This window comes from Burkholderiaceae bacterium DAT-1, assembly GCA_019084025.1.
In the GTDB taxonomy this organism is placed as follows: domain Bacteria; phylum Pseudomonadota; class Gammaproteobacteria; order Burkholderiales; family Chitinimonadaceae; genus DAT-1.
The window spans coordinates 318,495-331,772 of sequence record JAHRBI010000005.1 but is presented as its reverse complement, the minus strand read 5'-3'; the positions used below and the strand labels follow the sequence as shown (position 1 = coordinate 331,772).

The following is a 13,278-nucleotide window of genomic DNA, read 5'->3' as shown; positions in this document are numbered from 1 at the left end:
GGACGACCATGAAAATCGGATTTATCGGTACGGGCAATATGGGCGGGCCGATGGCGCGCAATCTGCTTAAGGCAGGTCATGAAGTGGTGGCGTTCGACGTATCCGCTGCTGCGCTCGACAAGGTAGTCGAGGCAGGTGCCATCCGGGGAGAATCGCCGCAACATGTTGCGGCAGCAGGGTGCGCGCTCATCCTGACCATGCTCCCGACGCCAGAGCTGGTGCGCCGCGTGTGTCTGGGTGAGGCGGGCGTGTTTGCTGCGGCTGCAGCCAGTACGCTTATCATCGATTCCTCGACCATCGATCCGCAAACCGCACGCGATCTGGCCGATGCGGCTGCCAAAGCCGGGCATCGTTTCCTCGATGCACCGGTATCCGGTGGTACGGGCGGCGCGGAGGCGGGCACGCTGACCTTTATGGTGGGCGGCCCGGCTGATATGGTGGAATCCGCGCGTCCGGTGCTAGCAGCAATGGGCAAGAATATTGTTCACTGCGGCGACGTGGGTAATGGGCAAGTGGCCAAGCTCGCCAATAATATGCTGCTGGCGATTTCCATGATCGGCGTAGCGGAAGCCATGTCGCTCGGCACCAAACTGGGCATGGATGCCGCGACACTGGCTGGGGTGATCAACACCTCAAGCGGCCGTTGCTGGAGTTCGGATACCTATAACCCCATGCCGGGCGTGCTGGAGACTGCGCCAGCTGCGCGTGGCTATACCGGCGGGTTCGGGACTGACCTGATGCTGAAGGATTTGTCGCTGGCGGTGGCGGCCGCCAAGCAGGCGAAACAGGCTGTGCCGCTTGGTGCAGCCGCTCAGCAGCTGTATCAACTGCATAGCAGCCAAGGGCAGGGTGGGCTGGATTTCTCGTCCATTATCCAGATGCTGCAGGGCCAGTAAGTGGGCTGTGTGCTGTGCTAGGCATCTGACTGGGTGCCGCTCAGCATGCGGCTAGCGTCTTCTGTGCTGAGCGGTTTACTGTAAAAATAGCCCTGCAGCTCGTCGCAGCCTGCCTCGCGAGCGGCACGGGCCTGTTCTTCCGTTTCAACGCCTTCAGCTACCACTTTCAAGCCCAGTGCGGCTGCAAGTTGGCAGATGGCCTGCACCACGGCCTTACCTTCTTCGGAGGGAAGCGGGTCGATCAGGGCTTTGTCGATCTTCACGGTGCTGAGTGGCAGGTTGCGCAGCATGCCCAGCGATGAAAAGCCGGTACCAAAGTCGTCCATGGCAACATGGATGCCCATTTCCTGAAGCTGGGCGAGTTGAACACGAGTTTGTTCCAGATTTTCAACGGCGGCGCTTTCGGTAATTTCCAGCGTCAGGAATTCGGGCGCTACCTGTGTGCTCTTGAGAATATCCATCACCTGACTGGGAAAGTGCGGATTTAACAACTGCAGCGGCGATACATTGACGGCGACCGGCACGCACTCATGCCCGGTCTTGATCCAGGTGGCAAGCTGCTCGCAGGCATGCAGCAAGAGCATCGAGCCGAGTTCGACAATCAGGCCGGTGGTTTCGGCCGCGCGGATGAATTCCTGCGGACTAATCATACCGATGCCCGGACGGTTCCAGCGAGCAAGCGCCTCGAAGCCGATGATCTCCCCCGTTTCCGAGTTGACCTTGGGCTGGTAACACAGGTAGACCTCACGCTGGCGGATGCCGATGCGCAACGCCTGTTCCAGTGTCAGCATATCGGTTGAGCCTTGCTCGAAGCGTGATTCCGCACGGGTGATGACGCTGCCGGGCTTGTTCTTTGACTGATGCATGGCGGCATTTGCCGCACGAATGATCACATCGGCATCTTCTCCGTGTGCTGGAAAATCTGCGCGGCCGATGGATGCATCTACGTAAAACGCGCCGCCAGACACATCAATCGGCTGGGCAAGTTGGCGCAATAAAATCTGCTCTAATCCCAGCAACGCCGGGTCATGATCAAGTGGTTGTGCAAACAGTGCAAATTCATCTACACCGACTCGATACAGTACCCCGCCAATCGGGACGGTGGTTGCCAGTACCCTCGAAAATGCCTGCAGAATCTCGTCACCGACACCATAGCCGTGTGCCGCATTAAAGAGTTTGAAACGATCGATATTGATCATAAACAAGGCAAAGGCCCAGTCTGGAGAGCGGCAATGGGCGTGCAGCGTTTCCATGAGCGCACTGCGATTAGGCAGGCCGGTCAGGGAGTCGTGAGTAGCGCGATGTAAAAGCGCACGGGATTGCTCCAGACGTTCTGTTTCATCTGTGATCAGAATACATCCAGCCTGTATACCGTCCCATTCAATCGGATAGGCAAAAAAATGCAAGTAGCGAACCGAGCCATCGATGCGCCGTCGCGGACCTTCCCATGAGAATTGCTCGCGCTCACCATTGATCACTTTCTGATATTCGGTCAGCAGCATGGCTTGTTCTGCAGCCGGCATGGTGATGTCGCGAAACCGGGTATCAAGCGCAGCAGACTCTCTGGCGCCATAGATTTTCAGCGCTTCGGCATTTGCATACAGCGCATGCTCCGGGGTGGCAATGAGTACACCTTGTTGCGAGTGCTCGATCATCATCTGAAAGCGCTGGCTGAGGCGCACGGCTTCCTGCAAGGTTCTATCCAGCGCAATGTAGAGGACGGTAAACCCGAGCGCAGTGCGAATGAGCGCGCCGACCATCATTTGCATTTCTGCGGCATGCCAGCTGAAGGTCATGCTGATTAGGGGGTGCAGCGCGAGCAGGCACAGCAGCACGCCGACATAGCGTTCGGCTGGTGTTTGCACGCGGAAGCCCATGCATGCTCGCACGGCAATGTAGAGGTAAGCCAGGGAGACCAGTAACTGTGTCAGGAACTGGTTACCGTGACCGATGACCACTTGCACGCAAGTAAACAGGCTGATGGCAAATAAAAATAGGTGAGTCTTCTTGAGCGTCTGTCCGATCAGGGAATGTATACCACTGATCAGCAGACACACATTGGCGGTAAACAGGATGGGGACAAAAATGACCCCGGTAAACGTGAATTCCAGGTTGGGATCATCTAGAAACTCAACGGAAGAAGAGAGTGCAACCAGGCAATAGGATATCCCCAGCGTGAGTGTAAAACGCTGTTGTCGGCGACGATTCCATGTCATCACCAGGGCAAGCCCCACTAGGAGATGGATGGAAATAGCGAGAATGGATAACGCGCTCACAAGACGAGCAGACTCCATATGACGGGCAGATAGATCCCGCAGGATTCGAATGCACCTGAGTGAACCATGACCCTTTTTAGGCAATGTGCGACCAGACAGCAATGCCGGACAGCGCCTGAGTGCATGATCGGACTGCCGTCTGGCGGCATATTGCTCTAAAATCGCCGCCGGAAGGCCGGATGTGCCGGCTAGGGGTGGAGTGAAATGCGGAATAGATGGAACGGCTGGCCGGGTGCCAATGCCTGGCAGTGCATGCTGATGGCCTGTCTGCTGCTTGGGTTAGGGCAATCAGTCTGCGCAGAGGATAAGCGGACACTCAAGCTCACAACCTTTACAAATGGCGAGTCGACGACCGTTCCTGCCAAAATCATTCTCAGCCGGGCCTATCGTGCGCTGGGAATTGAGATTTCGGTTGTCGCCTGGCCGGGCTGGCGCTCTCTGCATGATGCTGAACATGGCATTTATGATGGCGAGCTGGTGCGCAATGAGCAAATCGATCCGCGCTTTCGCCATTTGCGCAAGGTGCCAGTATCCCTAGGTGAATACGGCTATTTCATGTTCACCTCGAAAAAGCTCAAGCAGGACGTATCGGACTGGGAAAAGCTGTTTTATTCACGTTTGCGCATTGCTGCACCGTTTGGCTCACGTTATGCAGAAAAAACACTGGGAGAGGCCATTACCAAGCCGGTTGCAGATGGACATTCCGGGTTGGTGCTACTGTGGCGTGATCAGGTCGATGTCGTCGTGATGTCGTCCAAAGAACTGGATGGCGCACTGGCTGCCACCAAAGCGGCCGGGATTGATCCGGATCAGTTTGTTAAGCGTCCGCTTGGGGGCATGGCGGGCATGTACCATTATGTGCATGAGCGCAATGCCGATCTGATTCCTAAGCTCAGCAAGCAATTGCAAAAGATGCAGGATAGCGGCGAGATCCGCCAGATCTGGCAAGACTACGCCAAGGCACATCCCAGACAGTAGGTAGCAAGCGAGGTACCCCCGCCACCGCCATGTGCGTATGCGTTTATGGTGTGGCCGGGCTGCCTGCTTCTGGCGCAGTACGCGGCAATATAATCGTAAAGCTGACCCCTTTACCCGGCTGACTGCGCAATTCGATGCTGCCTCCGAGCATGCCATTGATCAGGTTGTACACCATATACATACCGAGTCCGCTACCGCCCTGACCTAGCTGGGTCGTGAAAAAGGGGTCGAAAATCCGTTTTTGAACGGTTTCGTCCATGCCCTTGCCATCATCTTCGTAAATCAGGCGGACAGTATCGCCCTCAATGGCGGCACTCAATCGAATATGACCCTCCGTACTGCCGTCAAAAGCGTGAATCAGTGAATTTGCCATCATATTGTCCAGCACCTGAGTTAAGGGGCCGGGAAAACCTTCCATCTCGATGTCCGGCGCGATATCGATCTCGACGGTGACGGGCTTCCCTTTGAGCCGACTCTGCATGAGCGTCAGGACTTCGTCGGCCACCTGACGCAGGTAGAAGCTGCGGCGCTGGGAGCTGGCGCGATCGACTGCAATTTGCTTGAAATGACTGACGAGATTCGCAGCCCGTATCGTATTGCGTTCAAGCAGCCTGATCGACTCGCGGCCGGACTGAATATAGTCTTCCAGTCCTGCCTGATCTAACTCGTCGGCTTTAAGCGCCTTGTCTAATGCTTCAAGCCGCTCCGCGAGAATACTGCCAACCATTTTTGTGGTGCCAAGTGGCGTGTTCAGTTCATGGGCGACACCTGAAACAAGGTGACCAAGTGCGGAGAGTTTTTCCGATTGCACCAGTTTATCCATGGCTTGGCGCAGCTCATTGGTGCGCGCTTGCACTGCTTGCTCCAGTTCGTCTCTGTGCTGCTGCAATCGGAAGTTATGTGCACGAATGGAGGCTGTCCGTCGCCAGAAGATGCCTGCCACCATCATGCAGAGCAAGACAATTGCCAGACTGATAAACCACCATGTTCGCCAAAAGGGCGGGGTGACCGTGACATCCAGACGAACCTCATGGGAGCTCCACTGACCATCGCCATTGCTGCCTCGGACATGCAATACGTATTGGCCACCCGGCAAGCCAGAATAGCGACCGCCATTTCGGTTGCCCGCCAGATACCAGTCATTGTCCCAACCATCCAGTTTGTACTGATATTGATTTTGCTCAGGATGGGTGAGATCAAGTGCGGCCACTTCAAATTCAAAGAAGTTATTTCTCCAGTCCAGTGTGATGTGATCGATCAGTTCTGGTGCGCGATTGCGGATGAAAGGCTCCCCGCCTTGCGTGAGGGAGGTCAGCACTACTGGTGGGTTGAACTGACTATCGCGAATGGTGTCAGGATAAAAGGCATTGAGCCCACGTCCGCCGCCAAACCAGATGCGCCCATCTTCGCAGGTAGCGTGCGCACCGCCCCATGCGGCGCTGGGCTGCACGCCGTCACTTGAATGGTAATCACGCCATGCGCCTGTGCCTGGCTGAAAGCGGATGAGATGACCGCCCGGTGCATTCAGCCATAAATTGCCGTTTCGATCTTCGGCAATATTGACCGCCTTATCATTCGGAAAGCGATGATTTGTTTGACTGAAATGCTCAAATGTCCCGGAATGACGGTCGAATTTGTCGAGTCCACCTCCTTTGGCCATTACCCAGAAGTCACCCGCCCGGGTTTGTCGAAATGAGAAAACCGTATCGCTTGCGATCGAGTCAGGTTGATCGGTGCGATGGAGATAGCGGGTAAAGGATTCGGTTCGGGTATCAAAGCGATTCAACCCTCCGCCTGATGATCCAATCCAGAATACAAATGGATCATCGCGATCGACCGCCAGATCCCACAATGAATTGCCGCCAATGCTGGAGGGGTTTGCCGCATCATGCACAAAATAGCGGAAAGCGTGCGTCGAACTATCAAAGCTCACTAAACCCTGGTCGGTGGTGGTAAACCATAACAATCCCGGTCGATTCGGGTCCTCAATCATGCGTGTCGTTGGGAAACCGCGGGGCATGACATATTCGGCCAGATATCTGCCATTTCGCGGATCCAGTAAATGAATGGCACCCTGCGTATCATCTGCCGTCCGGCCGCCAATCCACATTCGACCTTGCCGGTCCTCCAGCATCGGGTAGTGAGATTTGCCATAGAGTGCAAAGCGCTTAAATCCATCCGAATGGGGGTCGTAACGCTGCAGATAGCCATGACCGCCATCCAGCCAGACCTGACCATCTTTGGCGCAATACACATACTGGACGATGCTGGATACCAGACTATCTGGATTACCTTCTTCTGCTTGGTAAAGCGCGAATTTCACGGTAGCTGGATCGTATTTACTGATCCGCGCTGCATGGTCGATGATCCACATTTCTCCGCGCGGCCCTGCGACGAGGTGTTCGATATTTTCACCTCTGAGTCGACCCGGACTGTTTTCGGCAGAGACGTGATGTACCAGCTCTCCGGTCTGCGGATCCAGAATGGTGACGACGTTTTTTGCGTAGGCAATCCAGATCCGGCCATTCGGATCTTCGGCCAGGGAGGTGACCGATGCAAAGGCCAGTGTTCGCCAGTTGCCCGCAGAATGTTCAAAATGGCGAATCTTTCCGGATGACGCCTCAATGGCGTCCAGGCCCTTACGGGTTGCAACCCAGATTGTGCCATTGCGACCCGGTAGCAGGGCATTGATCTGATTGTCACTGAGGCTGGCAGGATTATTGTCTTCATGCAAGATGCGCTTGAACCGGGTTTGGCCTGTAGCAAGCACGTTCAGCCCATTGGTGGTGCCAACCCAGAGGGTGCCATCGGGTAGGGCAATGACGCTGGTTACATCATTGGAGGACACACTATCCGGCTTGTGTTTATCGTGCAGAAAGCGCGTGAATGTCTGCTTGCGCGGATCGAAGCGAATCAAGCCTGCGGATGACGCCATCCATAGATTGCCATGCACATCTGCGGCCATGGCGGTATGCAGTAAGGTCGAACCGAGGTTATTGGTGCTGAGGCTATGCGGATTTGCCGGATCCATCCGCCAGGTTGTGAAGTGGTTGGTCTGGCGATCGTAGCGATTCAGGCCACCACCTTGTGTCATGATCCAAATCGCCCCCGATGCAGCCTCGAGTACGCCTGTAATGGTGATGGATGAGAGCGCGCTATTTCGCGTATCGAAAAGCGTGACCTTGCGCCCATCCCATTTGGCGAGACCCGACTGTAGCCCCAGCCATACAAAGCCGTATCGATCCACCATGAAGCCATTGCCAAACGCCGAAATCTCCAGCGGAATTTCCTGGAAATGGATATGGGCATACCCGGCAATTGTCTGCGGGTAAGTGGCAGTCGAGGCGTGGGGGACTGCGGCGGACAGCATCGTCAATACTGTATACAGCATCCGCATGAACAGGCGAGCACGGTGCATGAATGTAGAATGTTTGATTGATGGAGGCACTCCTCTCGGTATAGTTGCAATGCCGACCTTGTGCTACCGATACAGTTCATTGCACGACAGGAAGGCCGGCATGGGGTAGCATCCCTCTGTGCTCATGCCTGTATTGCTTTCCGATGTCTGTATTTCGATTACGATCATTGCGCCTCCTTCGTGTCGTGGCGCAAGTCATTCTGCTGGTATGCCTCTGGCTCACGGCTGACTGGGTTGTGCGTTCAAGCGCCTTACCGATTCCCGCGGGTGTACTCGGATTGGGCATGCTGGTGCTTCTGTTGCTGCTGGGTTGGTTACCGCTCGATGTGGTCGAGCTGGGTGCAGAACTGTTACTCGCAGAGATGATGCTGTTTTTTGTACCCGCCATGGTCGGTCTGACCCGGTTTGGTCCGCTGTTTGCACAGCAAGGCTGGGAACTGCTAGCCGTCCTTCTGATTGGATGCTTGGTGGTGATGGCCGGGACAGCCTGGGTGGTTGATCACCTTTTCCATTATGAACAGCGACTCCATGCAAGCCGGGATGCGGAGGGCAGGGGCAAATGAGTACAACGCTTCTGGCGGCTATTTCCCTGTTAGCAACGGTTGCTGTGTATGTATTGTCCAAGCGTATTCACGCCCGCATCAAGCGATTCTGGGCTGCCCCGATTCTGGTCGCGCCGCTCTTGTTGATGAGTCTGGTAATGCTGTTTCGCATTCCCTTGCCCGTGTATCAGCAAGATACGCGCTGGCTGATGTGGATGCTTGGCCCAGCAACGGTTGCCTTTGCAATTCCGATTTATCGGCAACGAGCGCTGTTGCGACGCTATCCGCTGACGATTACGGCAGGCGTTTTTACGGGTGTAGTGCTGGGTGTTGGGAGTTCGTGGGTCTTGGGCCGCGCATTTCATTTGCCTGCGGATGTGGCTAGTAGCTTGTTGACCCGGTCGATTTCTACGCCGTTTGCGATCAGCGCGAGTCCAGCTTTTGGTGGCTCGCAAGAGCTGGCCACCTTATTTGTCATAGTGACCGGCATTATCGGCATGATTGTCGGCGAAATCTGGATGCGCTGGATAGGCGTTCGCTCCAGCGTGGCGCGTGGCGCCGGACTGGGGGCGGCCGCGCACGCCGTCGGGACGGTGAAAGCGCGGGAGCTGGGGCAAGAGGAAGGTGTTGTGTCCAGTCTGACCATGGTGTTGGCCGGCATCGTTACAACCGTGCTTGCGCCCTGGCTGGCGCGATTCATTGTGTAAGATGCCGGCTGAATGTCATCCGGCACCGATGCTGCCGTCTGCGTTCGATATTGGGTGTGAATCGACCACACCGGGAATGGAGAGCATGGGCGCTGCTAAACAGGCTTAATCTACTTCAGGGCGGACATTGCCGCAGCTGCTGCCTTTCCAGACCGCATTGACGTCAACGGTGGCCTGATACTTGCCGGCACCTGCTGGTGCGCCTTGTATATCGCCAGACGAAACAGCGTGGAAGGTCCATTCCTTTTCGTTCTTCAGTACGTATTCGCCTACGCCTTTTTGCGAGCCGCCGTTAGGCAGGGCGCAGGATAGTTCGAACTTTGCACCGTGAGCGGTCGCATTGAGTAAACGGGCCTGGCAATTAGGCTGGGCGTTCTGAATCTGCTGGCGTACTTTCTCGGTATCCAATCCTTTGGCCACAGCAACAGGCGTTATGCATTCAAGGTACTTGCCTGCATTGCCCCCTTGCTCCTTCATGCCCTCCAGCAAGATTTCCCGTTCCTCAGGGCTTGCATTGGCCAGCAAGTGTGCTTGCAGTTCATCGACTGCCGACTCGAGATTTCTGCCATTGAGCAGTGTTTTGCTGGTGTGTTCCCAAAGGCCGGGCGCAATTTTGACGTACAGGATTTCTGCCTGAGTATGCGAAGCAAAAATAAATGTACTGGCGATCAAGGTAAGCTGTTTCATCTTCATGAACGATCCTTTCTGATGTTGCCGCTCATCATGCTAGGGCAATGAATTTTCAATCACATACAATGGACTAGTATAGGGATTTGTAAAAAAATACATTGGCATAATACTGTTGAGTACCGTGCCAGGCAACGAAATTAAGAATGTGTGATTGTCGATTGAGTAGCTAGGGTAGAGTACACCGGCTTGCGATGATGGATAGATGCGTAGTACAGCCTAATCAGCATGCATGCGTCTGCGCCGACGTCTGATCCGGCTCAAGGTAGACAGATGCCAGGCAAGATGAACCAGCGCATACGCGAGGCCAGCCATGACCAGTGCCAGTGCGGGCAGCCCGATCAGCAGGGAACTCGCTTGAGTGTGCAACCAGTTAAGCCAGGATGCGCCGCTAGCAAACAGCTCGCTCCAGCGAATGTCGGGGGGAGGCATGGTGGCGGAAGCTAAATCCGATCCGGCCAGTAGCCCCCCAAGATGGTAGGCGAGCACATATAGCGGCAGGATGGTTAGCGGATTGCTGACCAGCGTGCCCAGTGCAGCCACAGGCAGATTGACGCGGAACAGGCAGCAGGCCAGCGTTGCCCCTAGTAGCTGCAGCGGCCCGGGAATCATGGCGCATGCAAGGCCGATGGCTGCGCCACCTGCTACCGCGTGGCGATTCAGCTGCCACAGCTCAGGCGCCTGCAGCCATGGCGCACAGCGCGCCAGGATACGATTCCCGGCCAGCGTTTCCTGCTTTGGAAGCCAGCGACGCAGATATTTCCGCATGATTTCACGATCTCCTAGAGCTATTGCATCTTTCCTGTCGGTACTAGATGCCGGGTAGCATTTGCTTTACGGTTCGCGTCTTGTAAATGGATACGGCAATGCCACCCGCTAGCAGCCCGAACGTTATTCCCAGCGACACCAGCGCGGGCACTTTGCCGTCGAATAGCCATTCCGCCAGAAAAATCTTGCTGCCGATGAATACCAGAATCAGGGCCAGCGCGTACTTCAGGTAGTGGAAACGATGCAGGATCGCCGCCAGCGCAAAGTACAGGGCGCGCAGGCCGAGAATCGCGAAAATGTTCGATGTATACACGATGAAGGGGTCTGTGGTGATCGCCAGGATGGCTGGGACACTGTCAATCGCAAACACCAGATCTATGGTTTCAATCATCACCAGCGCCAGAAACAAGGGGGTGACCCACCAGACTGCTTTACCATGATTCCCGTCAGCAGCCTGGCGCACAAAGAAGTGTTGTCCATGCAATTGCGGGGTGATGCGCAGGTGCCGTCGCAGAAAGCGCAGCACCGGATTGGTACTCATGTTGGCGGGTTCGTTTTTGGCAAACAGCATCTTGATACCGGTAAACACCAGAAAGACGCCGAATACATACAGCAACCCGTGATACTGAGCGACCAGGCTGGTACCGACTCCAATCATCAGCGCCCGCAGCACGATGACGCCAAGAATGCCCCACAGCAATACGCGGTGCTGGTATTCGCGCGGAATTGCCAGAAAGCTGAAAATCAGCGAGATCACAAAAATATTGTCCAGCGACAGGCTCTTTTCAATCACGAAGCCTGTATAGAAGTTCATCCCGGCAGCTGCGCCAAGGTAATACCAGACCCATCCTCCAAATGTGATGCCCGCCGCAATATAGAAGGCAGACAGTTTCAAGCTTTGCGCTACGCCGATTTCGCGTTGTTTCTTGTTCAGTAATCCCAGATCAAGTACCAGCAAGCTGAGTACGATGCCCAGAAAGGTGAGCCACATCCAGACGGGCTTGCCCAGCCAGGCAGCATTGAAAATTTCCATGATGATATTTCCTTGCCGCAGCCGATATGAACCGGCTGCGGATCAGTCGTGACGACTCAATTAGCGGCAAATGACCGGCGAGATGCGCTGTCCTGTGCCAAACCGGGCGGTGACATCTGCTTTTGATCGTACATCCACAATGCCATGGCACGTGCCACCAGCACGGCTTCGCCATCTGCCAGAAAGCCATCGGCATAGACAATGTCGACCATTGCACGCAGAAGCGGGACTTGCAGCGCCGGATTGCTGACATCTCCGAGTAGCTGGTCGATGAGCTCGTGTCCAAGCTCGAGCTGAGTCGAACAATTCGTACTGACGCACTGCAGCAGGTCGTCGCATAGCGCCTGAGTCACCTGATGAAACACGGAGTCTTCTATGCCCAGCTGATCCAGTACCTGACTGCGCTGCAGGGCAAGGAGCTCGGAACGATCAAGGCCACCGTCAACCAGAAGCGCAAGGGCGAGCAAACGGGACATGGCTTCGGGGCCATTGCTTGGATAGTGACGCATGATGCACCTCCTAATGACTCATTTGTTCAGTTGTGCTGTGAGTGGCTTGCTGGTTTGCAGGGCTGTCGCCACCACCAAGCGTCCCCAGCCACGCATCGCTGGCATCAAACTGGCGCTGGCGTCCTAGCTTGCGCTTAACGGTGCGGCTGGCGCGTTCACTCGCCCGGTTGATCGCGTTGAAAAGGTCCGCCTCGCGATCCTCGATGATCACATCCGGAAGGTGATGCAACGAGACCTGAATATGGCAGTGCTTATCGATGCCGCCACGAGGGCCATTGATATCGGACAGCCTGACTGTGACTTTGTGAATATGGGTATCAAGCCGGCCCAGGGCAAAATTGAGTCGTCGTTCAACGTGCTGCAACAGGGCTTCGGTAAGCGGAAAATTGCGTGCTTTGATGTCGGTTTTCATCGCGTCGTCCTTGTGGCTGGGTTAACAACAAGGCCAGTATAGGGCGATGGAATAATCAATAATAATCGAATAAACTTTGATGATATTTCACAAAAACTGAAGTAATTATTCATGCACACGCTGAACTTCAAGCACCTTCAATATTTCTGGATGGTTGCAAGAGCAGGCGGGGTGATGCGTGCCAGCGAACAGCTGCATGTCACCCCTCAGGCTATCAGCGGGCAGCTGCGTCTTCTTGAAGAATCGCTCGGTGCCACCCTGCTGCAAAAGCAGGGGCGGGGACTGGAACTCACGGATATGGGGCGACTGGTGCTGAGCTATGCCGACGAAATCTTCAGTCTGGGCGAGGAGCTCAAGGAGGCCGTCAGCATCGGTCCGGCAGGGGTACCGCGAGAGTTTCGCGTTGGCATTGGGGATATGGTGCCCAAGACGGTGGCATTTCATCTTCTGCAGCCCGCCTTGCAGCTTAATCCGCCGCAGCGCCTGATTTGTCGGGAAGGCCAGATGCTGGCGCTGCTGGGCGAATTAGCGATGCACCGGCTCGATCTGGTGATTGCCGATCGGCCACTCACTGCCGAAGCCAATATCAAGGGTTTCAATCATCTGCTGGGTGAGAGCAGCCTGACCGTGATGGGTACCCCGGCACTATGCCAGCAGTATGCAGGCACGTTTCCCGCCTGTTTGCATGGCGCACCATTCATGCTGCCGGGGCCGGATTCGGCCATCCGGCCACGTTTGCTGTCCTGGCTTGCGCAGCGGCAGATCAAACTCAGAGTGGTGGCCGAATGTGATGACGGTGCCTTGCTCAAAGCATTTGGCAAGGCAGGCGCTGGCTTTTTCATTGCGCCGACTGTGCTGAAGGAAGAAGTTGCTGCGGATTACGCTGTTACCGCCATTGGCGAACTAACTGGCCTAAGCGAGCAGTTCTATGCCATATCGGTTGAACGGCAGATTCGTCATCCGGCTGTTCTGGCGGTGAGTGAGCAGGCTCGTCATGCGCTGTTTGCGGGCAACGTGGCTCCCTGACTGCCTCTCGGCTTACTTCGTCCTGA

12 protein-coding genes are annotated in these 13,278 nt (G+C 55.6%); 5 read left to right on the top strand and 7 right to left on the bottom strand.

Annotated features, from left to right (window positions below):
* Positions 1–8 precede the first annotated feature (8 nt).
* A complete protein-coding gene (gene mmsB / locus KSF73_12450; GenBank protein MBV1776519.1) occupies positions 9–896 on the top strand; it encodes a 3-hydroxyisobutyrate dehydrogenase in 888 nt (295 codons plus the stop codon).
* A gap of 17 nt (positions 897–913) precedes the next feature.
* Here the strand turns inward: mmsB and KSF73_12445 are convergent, their stop codons facing one another.
* On the bottom strand, positions 914–3,172 hold the full coding sequence (locus KSF73_12445) for an EAL domain-containing protein (GenBank protein ID MBV1776518.1): 2,259 nt from the start codon (positions 3,170–3,172) through the stop codon (positions 914–916).
* Between the two features lie 204 nt (positions 3,173–3,376).
* Here KSF73_12445 and KSF73_12440 point away from each other — a divergent pair, with 204 nt between their 5' ends.
* Positions 3,377–4,150: a hypothetical protein gene (locus tag KSF73_12440; protein ID MBV1776517.1), complete on the top strand. Its 774-nt coding sequence runs from the start codon at positions 3,377–3,379 to the stop codon at positions 4,148–4,150.
* 43 nt (positions 4,151–4,193) lie between these two features.
* On the opposite strand, the gene KSF73_12435 is transcribed toward KSF73_12440, so the two are convergent.
* On the bottom strand, positions 4,194–7,568 hold the full coding sequence (locus tag KSF73_12435) for an SMP-30/gluconolactonase/LRE family protein (GenBank protein MBV1776516.1): 3,375 nt from the start codon (positions 7,566–7,568) through the stop codon (positions 4,194–4,196).
* A 167-nt stretch (positions 7,569–7,735) separates the two neighbouring features.
* Here KSF73_12435 and KSF73_12430 point away from each other — a divergent pair, with 167 nt between their 5' ends.
* On the top strand, positions 7,736–8,131 hold the full coding sequence (locus KSF73_12430) for a CidA/LrgA family protein (protein MBV1776515.1): 396 nt from the start codon (positions 7,736–7,738) through the stop codon (positions 8,129–8,131).
* Entirely contained in the window at positions 8,128–8,817 is a 690-nt protein-coding gene (locus tag KSF73_12425) for an LrgB family protein (GenBank protein ID MBV1776514.1), read from the top strand. Before KSF73_12430 ends, KSF73_12425 begins: the two co-directional genes overlap by 4 nt.
* A 105-nt stretch (positions 8,818–8,922) precedes the next feature.
* Here KSF73_12425 and KSF73_12420 read toward each other — a convergent pair whose 3' ends face one another.
* The 5 genes from KSF73_12420 to KSF73_12400 all read right to left on the bottom strand — a co-directional run bounded on the left by KSF73_12420 (position 8,923) and on the right by KSF73_12400 (position 12,226).
* Positions 8,923–9,510, bottom strand: a complete 588-nt coding sequence (locus tag KSF73_12420; GenBank protein ID MBV1776513.1) for a DUF3617 domain-containing protein — start codon at positions 9,508–9,510, stop codon at positions 8,923–8,925.
* A gap of 213 nt (positions 9,511–9,723) precedes the next feature.
* Positions 9,724–10,272 carry a DUF2062 domain-containing protein gene (locus KSF73_12415; GenBank protein ID MBV1776512.1) on the bottom strand — a complete coding sequence of 183 codons (549 nt, stop codon included), beginning with the start codon at positions 10,270–10,272 and terminating at the stop codon, positions 9,724–9,726.
* Positions 10,273–10,315: 43 nt separating this feature from the next.
* Entirely contained in the window at positions 10,316–11,305 is a 990-nt protein-coding gene (locus KSF73_12410; GenBank protein MBV1776511.1) for a TerC family protein, read from the bottom strand.
* A 56-nt stretch (positions 11,306–11,361) separates the two neighbouring features.
* Positions 11,362–11,814, bottom strand: coding sequence for a TerB family tellurite resistance protein (locus KSF73_12405; protein ID MBV1776510.1), 453 nt, complete (start codon positions 11,812–11,814; stop codon positions 11,362–11,364).
* Between the two features lie 10 nt (positions 11,815–11,824).
* On the bottom strand, positions 11,825–12,226 hold the full coding sequence (locus tag KSF73_12400; GenBank protein MBV1776509.1) for an HPF/RaiA family ribosome-associated protein: 402 nt from the start codon (positions 12,224–12,226) through the stop codon (positions 11,825–11,827).
* Positions 12,227–12,337: 111 nt separating this feature from the next.
* Between KSF73_12400 and nhaR the strand changes: the two genes are divergently transcribed.
* The gene (gene nhaR / locus KSF73_12395) at positions 12,338–13,252 is read left to right on the top strand and encodes a transcriptional activator NhaR (protein ID MBV1776508.1); all 915 of its coding nucleotides are present in this window, start codon (positions 12,338–12,340) and stop codon (positions 13,250–13,252) included.
* The last annotated feature ends 26 nt before the right edge of the window (positions 13,253–13,278 follow it).